Consider the following 20,610-nt stretch of genomic DNA (forward strand, 5'->3'; position numbering starts at 1 on the left):
TAAAAAGTGCTACAATATAATAGAATATGGCTGAACAATATAAAATTTGTGGAATGTTTAAAAAAGTTTTATTTGATAAAGGCGATGGTGCTTTTCAAATAACTTCATGTAAGATAATTAATCAATTGGATAAAATGGCTCCAATTAAATTGAATAAATATGGTTCGATTTCAATTTTATCTAATGATATAAAAATTGAATTAGATAAATATTATGAAATGAATATTGAATATTTATCTAAGAGTAAATATCCAAATTCATATGTTTTAATTGATATTAAAGAAAGTGAATTTTGAAAATTAAATTATATTATTAAGTTTTTGCAAAGCACTAATTTTCCAGGTATAGGTGAAGCTAAAGGTAGAAAAATTGTTGAAAAATACGGATTTGATACTTTAAACATAATTGCCAATGATGAAAAAATTACTGCAGCAGATTTAGGCATTAAACAGGAAACTTTCGAAATAGCAAGAAATTATTTACGAAATAATCCAAAAGTAGTTGAAGATCAATTGTTTTTTTTAAAATTAAAATTATCTCCTTCATTTTATGAAAAGATTAATAAAAATTTTGTAGATTTATCTCAATTCCTTGAAAAGTATCAAAATAATTTTTACAACTATTATTTTGATGAAGATAACATTTCTCTTTCAGATTTAGAAAAACTTACTAATCATTTTTTTAAAGAAGAACATTTTTTTAAAAAAGCTATTTATATTTATAAAGCAATTGAAGATTATTTTTTTAATTATGGACATACAAAAGTTTTAATAAATGAATTTTATTCATATTATTTTAAAAATGTGGAAAAATTAACCCCCTTTGATTTTAAAGAAGCACTTAAATATTTAATTAGAGACAATCGCATTCTTTTGTTTAATAATAAAGAATATTTAACAACCTCAAAAATTCGTGAAATGGAAGAATATATTGTTTCAAGACTTAAAAAAATTTCAAGTTTTCCATCTGATGAATTTGAAAAATTTAATAGTTCTAAACTTCATAAACTTCAAAATGAAGCTATTAATGTTGCACTTAACTCAAATCTTTCATTAATAACAGGATCACCGGGCACTGGGAAAACTTTGATAATTAATAAATTAATTAAATTATTGCTTTCAAAGTATAGTTCAGAAGATGTTGTAATTGTAACCCCAACAGGAAGAGCTACAATTAATATTAATAAACAAAGCGAAATAAAAGCATCTACTATTCATAGTTTTTTGCAATGAAATATTGATAAAAATATTTTTGAAGTTAATGAAAAATGACCGGAAAGAATTAAAGTTTTAATCATTGATGAATTTTCAATGGTTAGTGTTGATTTATTTAATTCATTGCTAAAAGGTTTGTCCCAAAAAACTTTGCAAAAGATTATTTTGGTTGGTGACAAAAACCAACTACCCGCAATAGGTGCAGGATATTTAATCAAAGATTTTATTGAAGGTAATATTTGTGAAGTAATTGAACTTACTAAAATATATCGTCAAGCAGACAATTTTGAAATTATAAAAGATGCTATTGATATAAATAATTTATGTATTCCTGAATTTAAAGGCAAAAGTTCTCGCTTTATAGAATGTGACAAAAACCATTTAATCGATGCTTTAATTAAAGAAATTAAAAAATTATTGAAGCAAGGTTTCACCAAAAAAGATATTGCAATTTTAAGCCCTATTTATAATTATCAAACAGGAATTGATAATCTTAATGAAAAATTATCACAATTTTGACATCAAATTGAACCCACTGAATCTGCATATATTGGTAAGAAAAAATTTTACTTAAACGACAAGGTTATTAATTTAGTTAATGATACTTCTAAAAAAGTTTTTAATGGTGAAATTGGTTACATTAATAGATTTATTTATGATGACAAAAATAATTTAATTGAAGTGTCTGTTTTGTTTGAAGATGATTCAAAAATAGTAGTTTATTCAAAAAGTGATTTTATTCAAAAAACTATGCTTGCATATTGTACAAGTGTACATAAATATCAAGGTAGTGAATGTTTAGTGGTTTTAACAGTTTTATTCGATGAAGCTAAAATGTTATTAAGTAAAAAACTTATATATACAGCAATTACTAGAGCACAAAAATTAAGTATAATATTTGGAGAAAATGAAGCATTAAAAACAGGAATATTAAATGATTATGATTCAAATAGACAAACTTGCATTGTTGAACTTTGAAATGCTTATGATAAAGAAGGTTAAAAAATATGAGAATAATTATTGGACTTGGTAATCCTGGAACTGAATATGAAAAAACAAGACACAATATAGGTTTTATGGTTATTGATAAATTAGCTAAAGATTTAAAAGTTGAATTATCTGAAAAAAAATTCGATGGAGTTTTTTATAAAGATAATGATTTAATATTGGCTAAACCTTTAACTTATATGAACAATAGTGGTAATTTTGTACAAAATTTGATTAAATATTTTGATTTAAATATTGAAGATTTAATTGTTATTCAAGATGATTTAGATTTGCCTTTAGGCAAAGCCTCTATAAAACAAAAAGGTTCTGATGGTGGACATAATGGTATTAAAGATATTATTGCTAAACTTAATACACAAGAATTTAAACGACTAAAAATTGGCATAGGTAGGGATAATAATGTTATTAATTATGTACTTGGAAAATTTTCGTTTGCTGAATTTAAAATAGTTAATGAAATTATTGATCATGCAGTTGACGCATTAAAAACTTTTATTTATAATGACATAAGATTTGTTATGAATAAATTTAATGGTAAATTTTAATGAATAATGAAATTTTAGATATCCTTAAAAAAGATGATGTTGACTTAACATCAAAATTTTTAATCGGCGTAAGTGGTGGGCCTGATTCCATGTATTTATTATGGCATTTAAAAGATTTAGATGTTATAGTAGCTCATGTTAATTATCATAAAAGAATTGATAGCAATAATGATCAAAAAATCGTTGAAGAGTTTTGCAAAACTTATAATATTCCCTTTGAAGTTTTAGAAATCACTTCCCATAATGAAAAAGGTAATTTTCAAGCTATTGCAAGGCAAGAAAGATATGATTTTTATAGAAAAATATATCAAAAATATAATTGTAATTATTTATTATTGGCACACCATAAAGATGATTTTATTGAAACTGCAATTATGCAAGAACAGTCAAATCGAAAACCTTTATTTTATGGAATTGCTAAACATAATAAAATAAATAATATGAATATTTATCGTCCTCTTTTAGAAAGTAAGTGAAAAGATCGAATTCAAAAGTTTTGTGATTTAAACAATATAAAATATGCAATTGATTCAACAAATTCCCAAAATATATATTCAAGAAATATTATTCGTAATAATTTAAAAAAAATAACTGAATTAGAAAAGGAAAAAATATATTCTAATTTTTGCAATCTAAATCAAAGTAATCAAGATTTACTAAACACAATTAATATAGAATATAATAAATGAAAAGAAACCAATTTTGATGGAGATTGAATTAAAAATTCAACACATTGAGATAAATTAATTTTTAAAATGATCAATGAACATTTTTTGCATATTAAACTTTCTTCACAAAAAATTAATTCAATATATCAATTTATTATTTCTTCAAATCGAACTTCTAACTATAAATTAAATAATTTAAATAAATTAATTAAAGTGAAAAATAAGCTAGTATTTTAGCATTCCTTATAGAATAAATAAATTATTTTTCTAAGATTTTGTAGCAAAACTTCCTTGATTTACAATATTTTACTTCCTTAATTTACAAGAAATTACTTCCTTACTTTACAAATATAAGAAGTAAAACATACAAGTTTAGTTGTTATTTAGTATATGGTTCATTGTTTGATGTTGTATAATAATATAAGCGTTTTAATATAAATAATTAATTTAGCTTAGCAAATATTAAAATTAAACTTCAATTAATTAAATTTACAAAAAATAATTTTGAATTAAAAAATATTTATATATTAAAATATTAAAACTAAAAAATAGAAAGGAAATTATGAATCAAAATAATAAAGAAACAAAGCCAAAGAAAAAATTTAATTTTTGATGGTTATTGCTTATTTGTTTGTCTATTATTGCATTAATAGCTTTAATAACAACAATTAGATATTATGTTACTTTAGATCGAAGTCCTGTTAGGGATTTAAATTTTTATAATACAATTTTAGAAGAAGTAAACAAAAAAGACAAAGGCCCAGATAATTCATATTTTACAAATGTTTTGTACAATCCCTACCAAAACTATATAAGATATACATTAGTTACAGGTAATAAAGAATTTGCTGAACAAAATGGATTAATATCAAAATTGACACCTTGAACAGGGATGGTCAAATATACTTTTAAATTAAATGTGTCTAGTGCTACAGCCCCTGATATTTTAAGACAATTAAGAGATCCTTTGTTTAATGGATTTAAATATGAAGGTCCTGATCATGAAGAATTAAAAGGCATTTTTTCAACTGTTGAATATCCAAGAGATAGTCTTTCATCAACAATTATTAAAAGTATTTCAACTATTTGGCCTTTAATATTATTAATAATAATGGGATATTTATTCTATACATTTATTACAAAATCAGGAAGCAAAGAATTTTTAAATAATAATTCATTAGCTCAAAGAATTAAAACTGATAAGAAATTTAGTGATATAGCAGGTAACGAAGAAGTTAAAGAAGAAGTGATGGAACTTGTGGATTATTTAAAAAATCCTAAAAAATATGCATCTGCCGGAGCAAGAATTCCTAAAGGTATTTTATTAGGAGGCCCCCCAGGCACCGGAAAAACTTTATTAGCTAAAGCAACTGCTGGCGAAGCTAATGTTCCTTTCTATTTTATATCTGCATCTAACTTTGTTGAAATGTTTGTAGGACTTGGAGCCAAAAGGGTTAGAGATATGTTTGAAGAAGCAAGAAATAATGCTCCTGCAATCATATTTATAGATGAACTTGATGCTGTTGGTCGTTCTCGTGGAGCTGGTATCGGTGGAGGAAATGATGAACGCGAACAAACACTTAACCAATTATTGGTTGAAATGGATGGAGTTAAAGAAAATAGTGGAATTTTAATAATGGCTGCAACTAATAGAGCTGATGTATTAGATCCAGCACTTTTAAGACCAGGAAGATTTGACCGTGTAATTAATGTTTCACTTCCTGATATTAAAGAACGTGAAGCTATCCTAAAATTACATGCTAAAGGCAAAAGAATTGCTGATAATGTTAAATTTAATTTAGTTGCAAGAAGAACACCGGGATTTTCTGGAGCGCAACTTGAAAATGTTATAAATGAAGCTTCTTTATTATCAGTTCGTGAAAGAACAGGTGTGATTACAATTGAACAAATTGATGAAGCAATCGATAGAGTAATTGCAGGGCCTGCAAGAAAATCAAGAACTATATCAGAAAAAGAAAATATTGCCGTTGCATATCATGAAGCAGGACATGCTGTTGTAGGAATTAAAGTAAAAGGTGGAAATAAAGTTCAAAAAATTACTATTATTCCTAGGGGACATGCAGGCGGATATAATCTAATGCTTCCTGAAGAAGAAAAATTTAATCGTTCTAAATCAGAACTTATTGCAATTATTACTTCTTTTATGGGAGGACGTGTTGCTGAAGCAATTATTTATGGCAAAGATAATGTTTCAACCGGAGCATCAGATGACATTGCTAAGGCTACAAAAATAGCTCGTAAAATGGTAACAGAATGAGGACTTTCAAGTTTAGGCCCTATTAAGTACGAAGAAGACTCAGATCAACCATTTTTAGGCCGTGATTATATGAAAGCATCTTCTTTCTCTTCTCAAACAGCACAAGAAATTGATCTAGAAGTTAGAAAAATAATTCTAGAAGCAGAAAAGAATGCTCATAAAATTATTTCTGAAAATCGTGAATTATTAGAACTAATTAAAGATGCTTTAATCTTAAACGAAACAATAGTTGCTGAGGAAATTGAATATATTGATAAAAACATGAAATTACCTCCTAAATTAACTGCTGAAAAGCAAGAATTAAGCAAAGATTATCCAAAAGCTGACTTTGATACATTATTCAATGAAGTTTCGGGTAAAAAAATAATCTCTGAAGATAAATACAAAGAAGACTTGGAAAAAGAACTAAAAAACATTAACAAAGAACCCAAAAAAACATCTCCAAAAAATAAAAATGATAAAAATAAAAAAGATTCATTAAATTAAAATAATGTTTTAAAACACTGAACTTATTTAAAATGGTTTAGTGTTTTTTTATTTATTAAAATGTTTATTTTTCTGAGGAAAAACCCAAATGCCAAAATAAAATGCGCCAAATGCCAAAATAAAATGCGCCAAATGCCAAAATTACGGTATAATAAAGACATGAAAAACGATAAATATCTAAAAAGAATTTGTGAGTCAACTTTAGAAAAAATGCTTAGACTTAGTGGTTGTGTTTGAATACAAGGCCCAAAATGATGTGGTAAAACTACAACTGCTAAGATTTTTGCAAAATCAGTTATAAATATGCATGATGAAGGACAAATAATTTCAAGTAAATTATTAGCAGAAAGAAATCCTAATGAGTTTTTAAATAAGCCAACGCCTTTATTAATTGATGAATGACAAGAAATACCTTTTATTTGAAATGCAATAAGATATCAAATAGATGAAAGAGAGAACAACAAAGGGCAATTTATTATAACTGGCTCAACTTTGCCTACATCAAATATTGAATTAAAACATTCAGGAATAGGCCGAATAAATAGAATGACAATGCGCCCTCTTTCTTTGTTTGAATCAAAGGAATCAAAAGGATATATATCTCTTAGCGATTTATTTTATAATAAAAAAAATCTAAATATATTTCATAAACAAAATATTTTTTTAGATGAAATTGCATTTTATATTTGCAGAGGAGGTTGGCCTGAAACTGTATTGCAACCAAATAAAAGTGATGCATTATTTTTGTCTAAACAATATTATTCTAATTTAATTAAAAGTGATATTTTGTTTAATTCAAAAAATATTAAATCTAATTTTGTACATGCAGTTTTGAAAAGTTATTCAAGAAATTGTGCTTCTCAATCTTCATCTTTAATAACTATAAAAAATGATATTGAAAAATTTGAAAATATAAATATTAGTGATCAAACAATAAATAATTACATTAAGAAACTAAAAGATATTTTTATTATTGAAGAAATGGAAGCTTGAAGTCCAAAATTAAGATCTAAAACTGTAATAAGGAATTCAAGAACTAAATATTTAGTTGATCCATCTATTGCTTCACAAGCATTAAATATAACTCCTAATAATTTGATATGGGACTTAAATACATTTGGAATTTTATTTGAAAATTTATGTGTAAGAGATTTAAGAATTTATGTTGATAAGTTAGATGGAAATATTTATCATTACAGGGATAAAAATGGCTTAGAAATAGATTCTATTATTGTTCTTCCTGACGGAGAGTATGCACTAATTGAAATTAAATTAGGTAGTAAAGAAGGGATAGATAAAGCTGCTAATAATTTAAAAAAATTACAATTTGAATTACAAACTTATAATAGAAAACCTTCTTTTATGATGATAATAACAGCGGGCAATGAGTCATATCAAAGAAGTGATGATATATATGTAGTACCTATAACTTTTTTAAAAGATTAAAAAATATTGAATATCGCAAAAATTTGTGTTATTTTTCATATCATAACATAATTTAAGACAAATTTAATAGTTATTTTATATTATGTATGCATTTATAATTGACAAAAAAATGTAACACTTGCAAAAATTGTCATTAAAATAGTTATTTAAGGATATTAATATATAATTATATTAACAAAAAAGTACAAAACTTGCAAAAATTGTCAATGGAGTAAAAATGGAGATAGTAAGAAATAGATATTTGTCAAAATTAATATCAAAAATGAATAATGGTTTAGTTAAAATAATAACTGGAATAAGGAGATGTGGAAAATCATATTTGCTTAATCAAATTTTTTATAGATATTTAATAAAAATCGGTATTAATAAAGATCATATTATTATGATTTCACTTGATGAATTAGAAAATGAATATTTATTAGATGCTTACAAATTAAATGAATATGTAAAAAGTAAAATTATTGATGATGATAAATATTATGTGTTTATTGATGAAATACAAGAAGTTCAAGATTTTGTTAAAGTATTAAATGGTTGGTTAAAAATATCAAATTTAGATATATATGTAACTGGTTCAAATTCAAAATTCTTATCAAATGATATTATTACTGAATTTAGAGGAAGAGGCGATCAAATTCATGTTTTTCCCTTAAGTTTTTATGAATTTTACAAAGGACTAAAATTAGATTTTAATGAAGCTTTTAAATTATTTACAGTTTATGGAGGGATGCCTTTTGTAGCATTACAAAAAAATGAATTAGATAAAATGGAATATTTATCTAATTTGTATAATGAAATATATTTAAAAGATATTAAAGAAAGATACAAAATTAAAAATGATAGTAATTTGATGGAATTATTAGCAATTTTAGCTTCCAATATTGGTTCATTAACTAATTCATATAAGTTGTCAAATTCTTTTAAATCTAAAAATATAAATATATCTAAAAATACTTTAGATTTATATTTAAAGATATTAGAGGATTCATTTTTAATAAATAAATCTACTAGATATGATATTAAAGGCAAGAAATATATTACTACTCCATACAAATATTATTTTTCAGATATTGGTCTAAGAAACGCAAGGCTAGGATTTAGACAAATTGAAGAAAACCATATAATGGAAAATATTATTTATAATGAACTAATATATCGTGGTTTTTCTGTTGATATAGGTGTTGTTGAGATATCTGAAAAAAATAACAATGGCTTTTTTGTGCGAAAATCAATTGAAATAGATTTTATTGTAAACAAAGGAAATAGTAAGGTTTATATACAATCATCTTATCATTTGCCAACTGATGAAAAATTAAAACAAGAAATCAGACCTTTTCTAAATACAAAAGATTTCTTTAAAAAAATAATCATTGTTCATGATGATATTAAAAGAAAAAAAGATGAAAATGGAATAATAACTATGAGTATTAAAGATTTCTTACTATTTGAAGATTTGTTGTGAAAAGAATAAAAAGTATAAATGGATATTTTGTAAGAAAAAAGCTTATCGTTAATCTACTTTTTAATTTATTTTCTCAAAAAGTTGGAAAAATGTAATTTTAGGGTACTTTTTTGGTTGGAAAAATGCAATTTTTATATTATAATTTGGTTGGAAAAATGCAAAAAAAGGAATGAATTATGTTTAAAAGACAAATAAGTACATCTATAAATGAATGATATAATAATACCAAAAATGCACTTTTAATAGATGGTGCTAGACAAATAGGAAAAACTACAACTATTCAAGAATTTCTAAAGAAAAATAAAAAAATAAATTATATTGAGATAAATTTAATTGAAAACAAATTAGCTTTAGAAGCTTTTAATACATCAAAAGATTCGGAAGATTTATTATTAAGAATTTCTTCATTTACTAAAACCGAAATGGTAGAAAATAAAACTATTATTTTTGTTGATGAAATTCAAGAAGCAAAAGATGCCATTACTCCAATAAAATTCTTAATTCAAAATTCGAAATATAGATTTATATTTTCAGGATCTTTGTTAGGTATTAAAATGAATGAAATATTATCTATTCCAACTGGTTATTTGCAAGTTATGCAAATGTATCCTATGAATTTTGAAGAATTTATAACGGCATTAGGCACTAATTCACAAACTATTTCATATTTGGAAAAATGTTTTAAAAATAAAGAAATAGTTGACCCAATTATTCATAAACAATTTTTGAATTTATTTCATATATATTTAGTAGTTGGAGGAATGCCTAAAGCAGTTTCTGAATTTGTTAATACAAGGAATGTATATAAGGTTAACCAAGTTTTAAATGATATTGACTTTGCATATAGATATGACATTTCAAAATATGAAAAAAATAATAAATTACTGATACAAGAAATATATGATTTAATACCTAGTGAATTAAATTCTCAAAACAAAAGATTTATTCTTAAAAATTTAAATGAAAAAGCAAGATTCTATAAATTAGAAACTTCATTTTCGTGATTAAAAAATAGTGGTACTGGTTTATTTGTACATAATGTAAAAAATCCTACATACCCTTTATTGGCAAACAAAGAAAGAACTCTTTTTAAACTTTTCTTATCTGATGTTGGATTATTAACTTATAAAATGTATGAAGGAAATCAAGCAAGTATATTAAATGAAGATGTTGGAAATTATGGAGCAATTTATGAAGATGTAATAGCGCAAGAACTAATAGCACATAACTATAATTTGTTTTTTCATTCAAATAAAAAATATGGAGAAATTGATTTTTTAATAGAAGAAAATAGCAAAGTTATTCCAATTGAAATAAAGAGCGGAAAAGATTATAAAAGACATTCAGCATTAAATAATTTATTAAATAATAATGCATTTGATTTAGAAAAAGGTTATGTTTTTTGCAATGGAAATTTGGAACTAAAAAACAAAGTCATTTATTTACCAATATATATGATTATGTTTATTAAAAAAGAACCTCTAGAAAAAAATCAAATTATTGATATAAATGCATTTTAAAAATTTAAAGGGAAAATATGACAGAAAATATGACACTATATATTATTAGTATATTTGGAGGAGTTATTACAATTTTTTCATTTGTATGTTTTACTTTATGCCCATATATAAAAAATAAAATGATAAATAATACATTTGTAAATATTTACAAATTTTATAATATTTACCAATATTTAAATCCTAGTTTATTGTGAAATCAAAATATGAAAGATATTACGACTGCTTTAAGACATCAATCATTTTTGGCGAATGGATTTCCTAGATTTAAATATCTAATAATTAATAATAATTTTGATTTTGATCCATTTAATCTTGAATCATCTTATTGAAAAAAAACGCTAACTTTAAAGGAAATAATATATTTTCGTAGATTTTGAAAAAAAGCGTTAAAAAAAATAATATATATAAAAAATATTATTAATGCATATGAATATATAATGGAAGTTAAAAATTATAACTCAGATGATAAAAAAAAGAATAGTTTATAGAGATTCATTTGAAGAAAAAATTAAAAATTCTTCTATTTCACTTTGTCCTACATTTGATTCTATGAAATTATATAGTTTCATAATCAAAGAATTCATTGATTATGAAGAGAAAAAAATAGATCTTAATACTATTGATAAATCTGAAAAATCACATGAATTTTTAAAAGAACTTAGATCTAAAAAATTTTCAATAAATTTAAAATTCTATGATGATTCTAGCCAAAAAGAAAAATCAACATTTTATAGTTATTCAATTTTTTTTGATAACAATCGACCTGTAGAAGTGGAGACATTTTTACATAAAAATAAATCTTATTTATTAAATATTGATGTTTTAAAAATAAAAAGTCATTTAGACTGAATTGATAAAAGTTTCAATATTAAGGCTATTTCATTAATGAAAATAAGGAATTTTATTTTAAAAAATAAGTCATTTGATTTTAATAATTTACAGTAACAAAATAGAACTCTTTAAAAATGTAGGATTTACAAAATCATAAGCTGATTTTTCTATTAATTTAATAAAAATACAGACATTTTTAAACTAGGACAAATTAATTAGACTCAATTTATTTGTTTTGTATATGCCTCTCATAACTCGTGAGGGGTTTTTAAATTGAATTTCTTAATAAATCTTTCATTATTATATCAATTAATAAATTGGTCAATTTTCTCTCTTAACTCATCAAATGTTAATGTTCTAACTTTTTGTTGAAAAATAGGAAAAATTTCAGTTTTTAATATTGAGAAGAAATATTCAATTTCTCTGTTATCTAAAGAATTTCCAACTCTTGACATTGAAATAATTCCATTATGTTTTTTCATAAAATTTAGATAATCATGTGAAGAATACTGATATCCATGATCTGAATGAATTATAAAATTAGACGGAAATTTTGTTGATGAAATATGTTTCATTACAAGAAAAACATCATTGTTTTTTGATAAATTTCAACTTACAATTTTTTTGGTCTTGTGATGAATTAATACTGATAGATAAACATGATTTTCTCTCACATCTTTTGGTGAAGGAATGTATGACACATCAGTAGCATAAATATCATTATTTTTTCCATCATAATCTCGATTAGCGATGTTTAAAAATTTTACATTTGTATTCTTTACTTCACGTTTTCTTTTTGCTTGTCTTATTGAACAATGCAAGCTAAGTTTTTGCATATATCTACCTAAAGTGCGTGCATTTATTGAAATATTATTATTTTTCTTTAGAAAAATAGATAGTCTTTCTCTTCCAAATCTACCTTTATTTGTATTAAAAGCTTTAACTATTTCCATTTCATATTTAATTTTTTGTGTTTTGCTATTGCTTTTATTTTTCAATTTATAGTAAAAGGTGGATTTTTTTATACCTAATACATTCATTATTCCAGCGTTTGTTAATTTATTTGAAATTGTCTTTTTAATTTTCTTTACAACTTCGTCCAAATTTTTACTTTTATATTTATCAAGTATTATTTCATAATAAACGTTTAGTATTAATTTTTTAAGATCTTCTTTACTTAATTTACTCAATGCTTCATCTTGCAATTTTTCTCTTAATTCATCATCCTTTTTATTCTTTTTTCTTCTACCAACGTTTTTGCCTTTTTTAGGAGCTTTCCCGGTCTGTGATTCTATATTCATACCTAAATTATAATTATTAAATTTAGTTTTAATCAAATGTAAAACATTCTTTCAATAATTGATATTTTTCTTTGTTATTCGAATGTATTTAGACATAAATTCTTTTTTGTTATGTCATAGTTAATATATAGTTCGTATAAATTAAAAACTTTTAATCATTCATTTTTCTTTAAGTGTCTACCCATTAAATCCCTCTTTTCTTAAAAATGATAAAAAAACTCATAACGTTAATTATGAGTCTAATTTTTTGTCCAAGTTTATTTTAATTAGTTGTTTTTTTATTGAATATTCATTATTTCAAACCTATATTCCAATGATGAATTTTAATTAAATATTTTCCGACGATTAGTAATTTTTACTATTTAATTTATCCTCTAATTTATTTTTTTATTATTTTCTATGTTCTGTTGTTATAGTAAAAAAATACTCAATAATCAAAACACTATTTAAAAATTTTGAATATAAAGGCATAAGGTTATAAATACTTAACATCGTCTTTGGTGTGGTTTTTTGCTTTTATTTTAAAAATTAAGAATAGTGAAGTTTGAGACACTTAACTTATAAGAATATATTGATAAATTATTTATAATTTAATTAATTATTACAAAATTAAAGTTATAAAAATTAATTAAGGAAATTATATGAATAATAAAAAAGAAGAAGAAAGAAATGAACTACATAAAACAATTTGAAAAATTGCTAATGATTTAAGAGGTTCTGTTGATGGGTGAGATTTTAAACAATATATTTTAACAATTTTGTTTTATAGATTCATTTCTGAAAATATATCTAATTATGTTAAAAATTTAGATCCAAATATTAATTATGAAGAAATGTCAGATGAGAAAGCATTGATAGGTAAAGAAGATATAATACATGTAAAAGGTTTATTTATTAAACCATCTGAGTTATTTCAAAATATAGTTAAAAATTGTAGAAATGATGAAAATTTAAATGAAACATTAACTAATATTTTTCTTTCAATTGAAACTTCAGCTAAAGGAATGGAATCTGAGGGCGACATAAATGGTTTGTTTTCGGATGCAAATTTTAATAGTCCAAAATTAGGTAATACTGTTCGAGAAAGAAATGAAAAAATAGTCAAAATCTTAGAAGCTGTTAATTCATTTAATTTGGGTGATTATAAAAATAATACTATTGATGTATTTGGTGATGCATATGAATTTTTGATGACAATGTATGCTAAAAATGCAGGAAAATCGGGGGGGGAATTCTTCACTCCTCAAGAAGTTAGTGAACTTTTGGCTAAAATTACTATTATTGATTTTAATGATCCTCAATTAAGAAATAAAACTGAAATTGATAAAGTTTATGACCCCGCCTGTGGGTCTGGTTCTTTATTATTAAAATATGCAAAAATTCTTGGTAAAGATAATATTAAACGTGGATTTTTTGGTCAAGAAATTAATTTAACAACATTTAATTTAGCAAGAATTAATATGTTTTTACATGATATTAATTTTGACCAATTTAATATAGCATATGGAAATACATTAAAAGATCCTAAACATTTAGATCAAAAACCATTTGAAGCTATTGTTTCAAATCCCCCATATTCAATTAAATGAGACGGTGAGGATGATCCTGCTTTAGCAAACGATGAAAGATTTAATGTAACTTCTTTTGCTCCTAAATCAAAAGCAGACTATGCTTTTGTTTTACATATTATTCATCATCTAGCAGCAAATGGAACTGCTGCTGTTGTTGAATTTCCTGGTATTTTATATAGAGGAAATGCTGAACAAAGAATTAGAGAATACTTAGTTAAAACATTAAATTGCATTGATGCAGTAATTCAACTTCCTGATAATGTATTTTATGGTACATCTATTTCAACATGTATTTTAGTATTAAGAAAAAATAAAAATAATACTAATATTTTATTTGTTGATGCATCTAAAGAATTTATAAAGGTTGATAAAAATAATAAATTAACAGACAATAATATTGAAAATATCTTGCAAGCTTTGAGAGAAAGAAAAAATGTTAAAGATTTTTCTTATGTTGCTTCAATAGAACAAATTGAAAATAATAATTTTAATTTATCAGTTAATACTTATATAGAAAAAGAAGACACATCTGAAAAAATAGATATTAAAGTTTTAAATAATCAAATTCAAGAAATTGTTAAGAAAAATGATTTTTTAAGAAAAGAAATCGATAGATTAATTCAAGATCTAGAGGTTGAAGATGAATAAAATTGAAAAATTAATTAAGGAAATGTGTCCTAATGGGGTCGGGTATAAGAAAATAAAAGATATAGCAATTTTATATAATGGATTATCAGGTAAAACAAAAAATGATTTTAATAATCAAGCTAATTCTAAATATATTACATATTTAAATGTTTTTAATAATTTGTCAATAAATGTTAAAGAATTGGAAAATGTACAAATTAATGAAAATGAGAAACAAAATAAGGTGAAATACGGTGATGTATTGTTTACTGGGTCATCAGAAACCGCAGAAGAATGTGGAATGTCTTCGATTATAAATTTTTCATTAAACGAAGATGTTTATTTGAATAGCTTTTGTTTTGGCCTACGAGTTGATGATACACATTTATTTAATATTGATTTTTTAAAATATTTATTTAGATCTGATGACGTTAGGGGAAAGATAATTAAATGTTGTAATGGTGTTACTAGATTTAATTTATCTAAATCGCAATTTCAAAATATATGTATTCCAATTCCTCCAATAGAAATTCAAAATGAAATAGTCAAAATCTTGGATACTTTTACTCAGCTAGAAGCTGAACTAGAAGCTGAACTAGAAGCTAGAGATAAACAGTATCAATATTATCGTAACAAACTATTAGATTTTGACAATAATCAAAAATTATTACAAAAATTATTTGAAAAAGATAATAAAGAAATTGATAATAAAATAATAGAACAGTCATTGAGTGAAATAGTTATTTATGAAAATGGAAAAGGACATGAACCCTTTGTTAATGTAAATGGTGATTATAAAATAATTAATTCAAAATTTATTTCAAGTGAAGGCCTCACATTTAAAAAAGCAAGCAGAGTATTGACGCTTGCTAAAAAAGAAGATATAACAATGGTTTTGAGTGATTTGCCCAATGGAAAAGCATTAGGGAAATGTTATTTTGTTGAGCAAAACAACATTTATGCTGTTAATCAAAGAATTTGTAAATTGTCAATAATAAATAAAAATAAAATAAATCCAAAATTTTTATTTTATATTTTGAATAGAAATGAAAAAATATTAAAATATGACAATGGCGTTGATCAAACAAATTTAAATAAAGAACAAGTATTAAACTTGTTAATTCCTATCCCTTCATTGGAAATTCAAACAAAAATAGTTAATATCCTTGATAAATTACAAGATTATTCAAAAGATATTAAAACAGGATTACCCCTTGAAATTGAACAAAGACAAAAACAATATGAATACTATCGTAATTTATTATTAGATTTCAAAGCTAATGCACAAGGGGGGGGCATTAGCCAATAATTACATCGAACTTCTCAATTCAACTGAACAAAAATTGTTATATTCAATTGAATTTAGAAAATTAGATGAGATAGCAAATATATTAAAAGGTCAACAATTAAATAAAGAAAAATTTATAAGTAATGGTGAGTTCCCTGTTTATAATGGAGGAAAAACACATTCAGGATTTTATGATAAATATAATCAAGAAGAAAATTCTATTATTCTTAATCAAGGTGGTTCTGCAGGATTAGTTAGTTTTATAGAAACAAAATTCTGAGCAAGCGCACATTGTTTCATAATCAAACCGATTAATCAAAATTTTATTAATAATAAATTTCTTTTTTATCTTTTGAAATCTAAATATGATGACATATCAAAATTAATCCGTGGTACTACAATACCCGGAATTAGCATAGAAGATTTAAAAAACTTTGAAATAGATATTCCTTCTATTGAAATTCAAGCAAAAATAGTCACTATTTTAGATAAATTACAAGATTATTCAAAAGATATTAAAACTGGGCTACCTCTTGAAATTGAACAAAGACAAAAACAATATGAATACTATGGTAATCTATTATTAGATTTCAAAGCTAATGCGCAGGGGGGGGGCATTAGCGAATAGCTACATTGAACTATTAAATAGTATATATAATGAATTGTTTTATAGTTTTGAGTATAAAAGCTTAGATAAAATTTGTAATGTAAAAATAGGTGAATTTATACATAAAAATTTCCAAAATAATGGAGAAAAATCTATATATCCTGTTTTCAATGGAGGAATAAAAAATACAGGTTATTATGAAAAATATAATAATGAGGCTAATAGTGTAATAATTTCAGCAAGAGGAGATGCAGGATTTGTAAATTATGTTGAAACAAAATTTTGAGCAGGAAACAGCTGCTACGTGTTATTGACAAATGATATTAATTTAAACAAGAAATTTTTATATTATCAATTAAAAAATATGCAATGCAAAATTTCAAACATTAGAACAATTGCGACCATACCGGCAATATCCAAAAAACAAATCGAAGAAATAAAAATCCCAATCCCTTCTTTCAAAATACAAAATAAAATTGTTGAAATTTTAGACAAACTATCTAATTATGCAAAAGATATTAAAACCGGATTACCTATTGAAATTGAACAAAGAAAAAAACAATATAAATACTATCTTAATTTATTGCTAAAATTTTAATAAATAAAATAAAGGACATACAATAATGAAAAAACAAATAGTTATAGCAAATCAAAATGAATCTACCGTAATAGGGGAATTTATTCCTAAAAATAATGCCTCTGATAAATATCAAAGTGAAGCAAATCTTGAAAAAGAATTTATTGAAAAATTAGTATCTCAAGGATATGAATATGCTAGTCATATTAAAAATGAAAAAGAATTATTAAAAAATTTAAGAATTAAAATTGAAAAATTAAATGATTATAAATTCTCAGATAATGAATGAGATACTTTATGCAAAGACTATTTAATTAAACCTAATGATTCAATTGAAAATAGATCTGAAAAAATTCAAAAAGACAATATTTTTACATTATTGTGTGATGATGGCAAAAATAAAAATATTAAAATTTTAGATATAAATAACATTAATAAAAATTTTCTTCAAGTTATTAATCAATATTCAGCAACTAATGAAGAAAAAGGAAGACACACTATTTATGATGTAACTATTTTAGTTAATGGTCTTCCTTTAGTTCATATTGAATTAAAAAAACGTGGTGTTATCCTTAAAGAAGCATTTAATCAAATTAATAGATACCAACGAGATACATTTTTAAATACATTATTTGAATATGTACAAATTTTTGTTATTTCAAGCGGAACCGAAACTAAATATTATTCAAATACTACTAGAATTAGATCAATTAAAGAGAAAGATAATTCTAATAAGAAAACAAAAACGAGTAATTCATTTGAATTTACTTCCTTTTGGGCTGATGCTAAAAATAATACAATTCATGATTTAATCGATTTTACTGAAACATTTTTTTCGAGATACACACTATTGAACATTATATGTAAATATTGTGTATTTACCTCTGAAAAAATGTTAATGGTCTTGCGACCTTATCAAATAGTTGCAGCAGAAAGAGTTTTAAATAAAATTTCTTATTCATTGCTCAAACCAGAAATATTAGGAACTCCTAAAGCAGGAGGATTTATTTGGCATACCACTGGAAGTGGTAAAACTTTAACATCTTTTAAAATCGCAACATTAGCTTCTTCTTTACCTCAAATAGATAAAGTTATTTTTATTGTGGATCGAAAAGATCTTGACTATCAAACTATGCAAGAATATAATAAATTTCAAAAAGGCGCAGCAGATTCTGTTTCACGTTCAAAACAACTCGAAAGCAAATTAAATATCAATTTTGATGTTAATATTGTTATTACAACCATTCAAAAAATGGCTATTTTTGTTAAAAAACATAAAGGGAATAATCCGATTTTTAACAAAAATGTTGTTTTAATTTTTGATGAATGTCATCGCTCTCAGTTTGGTTCTCTAAATAAAACTATATTAAATGCATTTAAAAATCATATTGCTTTTGGATTTACAGGAACACCAATAATGCAAATTAATTCAAATATAAAAGATAATTTTAGAAGAAAAATTACAACAGAAGATATATTTGGTGATTTACTTCATAGTTATACAATAACTAAAGCTATACATGATGGCAATGTTTTACCATTTAAAATTGATTATGTAGGCAAAGCAAGAATTAAAGAAAATGAAGATATAAATGAAAAAGTTTCTTCTATTAATGAAGATGAAGTTTATTTATCAGACAAGAGAATTTCTGGAATAGTTAAATATGTATTAGAAAAATATGATGCAAAAACTAGACGTAATGAAAACGTGTCAATTAGAATAGATGAAAACACAAAAAAAGTTGTAAAAGGGTTTAACTCAATTTTTGCTTGTGATTCAATTAGTGCTGCTAAAAAATATTATTTAGAATTTAAAAATCAACAATCAAATTTATCAAATGATAAAAAATTAAAAGTAGCTTTAATATATAGCTATATTCAAAATGAATCAGAAGAAGATGCAGAAGCTGGTTTGTTAGATGAAAATAATGATAATTTAGAAGGATTAGATAAAAGTTCTCGTGATTTTTTAGACAGTGCAATTAGTGATTATAATAAAATGTTTAATACTTCATTTAGTACATCTCAAAAGGATGGATTTAATGATTATTATAAAGATTTAAGCAGAAGACTAAAAAATCGAGACGTTGACATCGTAATAGTTGTTAATATGTTTTTAACAGGATTTGATGCTCCTACATTAAATACATTATGGGTAGATAAAAAATTAAAATATCATGGGTTGATTCAAGCATTTTCAAGAACAAATCGTATTTTAAACGCAGTAAAAAAATGGGGAAATATAATTACTTTTAGAAACACAGAAAAAGATTTTGATAAAGCTATTTTAATTTTTTCAGATGGAATTTCAAAAGATGAGAAAATATATAAAATTTATGATTTTGATTATTACTATAAGGGGAAAAGCAAAAAAGGCGAAATAAATAATCAAGAAAATTATTTATCAATAATCCAAAAAATAAAAGATTATTATCAAAAAATTATGTTTGATAGTAAAGAAGAAATTTTAGAATTAGCAACTGAAGAAGACAAGAAAAATTTTGTTAATACTTATTCGGCATACTTAAGAATGAAAAATCTACTAAAAGGATTTGATGAATTTTTAGAAGCAGAACAAATTTCAGAACGACAAGAACAACAATATCAATCGAAATATGCAGATTTAAGAGATGAATTCTATCAATTAAGAAAAGCTGAACAAGCAAGCATTTTAGAAGACGTTGAATTTGAATATGAATTAATAAAATCTACCGAAGTTAATGTTAACTATATAATAAATTTAATTTCTAAAAAATTAATTAATGAATCTAAAAATAAAGAAGAAGTTATTGATATTATTAATTATGATATTGTTTCAAGCTTTGGCATGCGTAAAAAGAAAGATCTTATTGAAGAATTTATAAGAACATTAGTTATTGACAAAAACACAGATGTTTATAAAGAATGAGGTTTATTCAACCAAGACAAACAAAATGAAGAACTAGAAATTATTATTACAAAATATTCATTGTTAGAAAACGAAACTAAATTGTTTATACAAAATGCTTTTAAATATAATGAAATTAATAAAATTGGTGAAAAATATAACAACATTTTTAATAAAAAAGAATATCCAATTTTTAGTGAAGAAACTCATTCAAAAAAAGAAAAAGTATTTGATATTTTAAAAGAACATTTTGATAAATTTAATCCAACTTTTAATTAAAACATATCTTAGAAA

Annotated in this window: 14 protein-coding genes and 1 pseudogene; 14 read left to right on the forward strand and 1 reads right to left on the reverse strand. The window is 23.8% G+C overall.

Annotated features, from left to right (window positions below; genetic code table 4):
• The first annotated feature begins 26 nt into the window (after positions 1 to 26).
• From LQ356_RS00740 to LQ356_RS00780, 9 genes are all read left to right on the forward strand, one after another.
• Complete coding sequence (locus tag LQ356_RS00740; protein ID WP_405311832.1) at positions 27 to 2,216, forward strand: ATP-dependent RecD-like DNA helicase; 2,190 nt, start codon at positions 27 to 29, stop codon at positions 2,214 to 2,216.
• A 5-nt stretch (positions 2,217 to 2,221) separates the two neighbouring features.
• The gene (gene pth / locus LQ356_RS00745) at positions 2,222 to 2,767 is read left to right on the forward strand and encodes an aminoacyl-tRNA hydrolase (RefSeq protein WP_405311834.1); all 546 of its coding nucleotides are present in this window, start codon (positions 2,222 to 2,224) and stop codon (positions 2,765 to 2,767) included.
• Positions 2,767 to 3,672, forward strand: coding sequence for a tRNA lysidine(34) synthetase TilS (gene tilS, locus LQ356_RS00750; protein ID WP_405311836.1), 906 nt, complete (start codon positions 2,767 to 2,769; stop codon positions 3,670 to 3,672). The genes pth and tilS overlap by 1 nt, the downstream gene beginning before the upstream one ends.
• Positions 3,673 to 3,997: 325 nt before the next feature.
• Positions 3,998 to 6,199 (forward strand): ATP-dependent zinc metalloprotease FtsH, encoded by a 2,202-nt coding sequence (gene ftsH, locus LQ356_RS00755; protein WP_405311838.1) that lies wholly within the window; start codon positions 3,998 to 4,000, stop codon positions 6,197 to 6,199.
• A gap of 159 nt (positions 6,200 to 6,358) precedes the next feature.
• Positions 6,359 to 7,645, forward strand: a complete 1,287-nt coding sequence (locus LQ356_RS00760; RefSeq protein ID WP_405311840.1) for an ATP-binding protein — start codon at positions 6,359 to 6,361, stop codon at positions 7,643 to 7,645.
• 217 nt (positions 7,646 to 7,862) lie between these two features.
• Positions 7,863 to 9,116: an ATP-binding protein gene (locus LQ356_RS00765; protein WP_405311842.1), complete on the forward strand. Its 1,254-nt coding sequence runs from the start codon at positions 7,863 to 7,865 to the stop codon at positions 9,114 to 9,116.
• A 167-nt stretch (positions 9,117 to 9,283) separates the two neighbouring features.
• Positions 9,284 to 10,627: an ATP-binding protein gene (locus LQ356_RS00770; protein WP_405311844.1), complete on the forward strand. Its 1,344-nt coding sequence runs from the start codon at positions 9,284 to 9,286 to the stop codon at positions 10,625 to 10,627.
• Between the two features lie 17 nt (positions 10,628 to 10,644).
• Positions 10,645 to 11,115: a hypothetical protein gene (locus tag LQ356_RS00775; protein ID WP_405311846.1), complete on the forward strand. Its 471-nt coding sequence runs from the start codon at positions 10,645 to 10,647 to the stop codon at positions 11,113 to 11,115.
• The gene (locus LQ356_RS00780; RefSeq protein ID WP_405311848.1) at positions 11,090 to 11,572 is read left to right on the forward strand and encodes a hypothetical protein; all 483 of its coding nucleotides are present in this window, start codon (positions 11,090 to 11,092) and stop codon (positions 11,570 to 11,572) included. Before LQ356_RS00775 ends, LQ356_RS00780 begins: the two co-directional genes overlap by 26 nt.
• A gap of 101 nt (positions 11,573 to 11,673) precedes the next feature.
• Here the strand turns inward: LQ356_RS00780 and LQ356_RS00785 are convergent.
• A pseudogene (locus LQ356_RS00785) lies at positions 11,674 to 12,944 on the reverse strand (IS3 family transposase).
• Between the two features lie 456 nt (positions 12,945 to 13,400).
• Between LQ356_RS00785 and LQ356_RS00790 the strand changes: the two are divergent.
• Genes LQ356_RS00790 through LQ356_RS00810 form a run of 5 tightly spaced genes read left to right on the forward strand, consistent with a single transcriptional unit; the run spans position 13,401 to position 20,595 of the window.
• The gene (locus tag LQ356_RS00790) at positions 13,401 to 14,978 is read left to right on the forward strand and encodes a type I restriction-modification system subunit M (RefSeq protein ID WP_405311850.1); all 1,578 of its coding nucleotides are present in this window, start codon (positions 13,401 to 13,403) and stop codon (positions 14,976 to 14,978) included.
• A complete protein-coding gene (locus LQ356_RS00795) occupies positions 14,971 to 16,266 on the forward strand; it encodes a restriction endonuclease subunit S (protein WP_405311852.1) in 1,296 nt (431 codons plus the stop codon). The genes LQ356_RS00790 and LQ356_RS00795 overlap by 8 nt, the downstream gene beginning before the upstream one ends.
• Positions 16,238 to 16,873 carry a restriction endonuclease subunit S gene (locus tag LQ356_RS00800; RefSeq protein ID WP_405311854.1) on the forward strand — a complete coding sequence of 212 codons (636 nt, stop codon included), beginning with the start codon at positions 16,238 to 16,240 and terminating at the stop codon, positions 16,871 to 16,873. The genes LQ356_RS00795 and LQ356_RS00800 overlap by 29 nt, the downstream gene beginning before the upstream one ends.
• A complete protein-coding gene (locus LQ356_RS00805) occupies positions 16,845 to 17,450 on the forward strand; it encodes a restriction endonuclease subunit S (RefSeq protein WP_405311856.1) in 606 nt (201 codons plus the stop codon). Before LQ356_RS00800 ends, LQ356_RS00805 begins: the two co-directional genes overlap by 29 nt.
• 25 nt (positions 17,451 to 17,475) lie before the next feature.
• On the forward strand, positions 17,476 to 20,595 hold the full coding sequence (locus LQ356_RS00810; RefSeq protein WP_405311857.1) for a type I restriction endonuclease subunit R: 3,120 nt from the start codon (positions 17,476 to 17,478) through the stop codon (positions 20,593 to 20,595).
• The last annotated feature ends 15 nt before the right edge of the window (positions 20,596 to 20,610 follow it).

This window comes from Metamycoplasma faucium (assembly GCF_045160055.1).
Taxonomy (GTDB): Bacteria; Bacillota_I; Bacilli_A; order Mycoplasmatales; family Metamycoplasmataceae; genus Metamycoplasma; species Metamycoplasma faucium.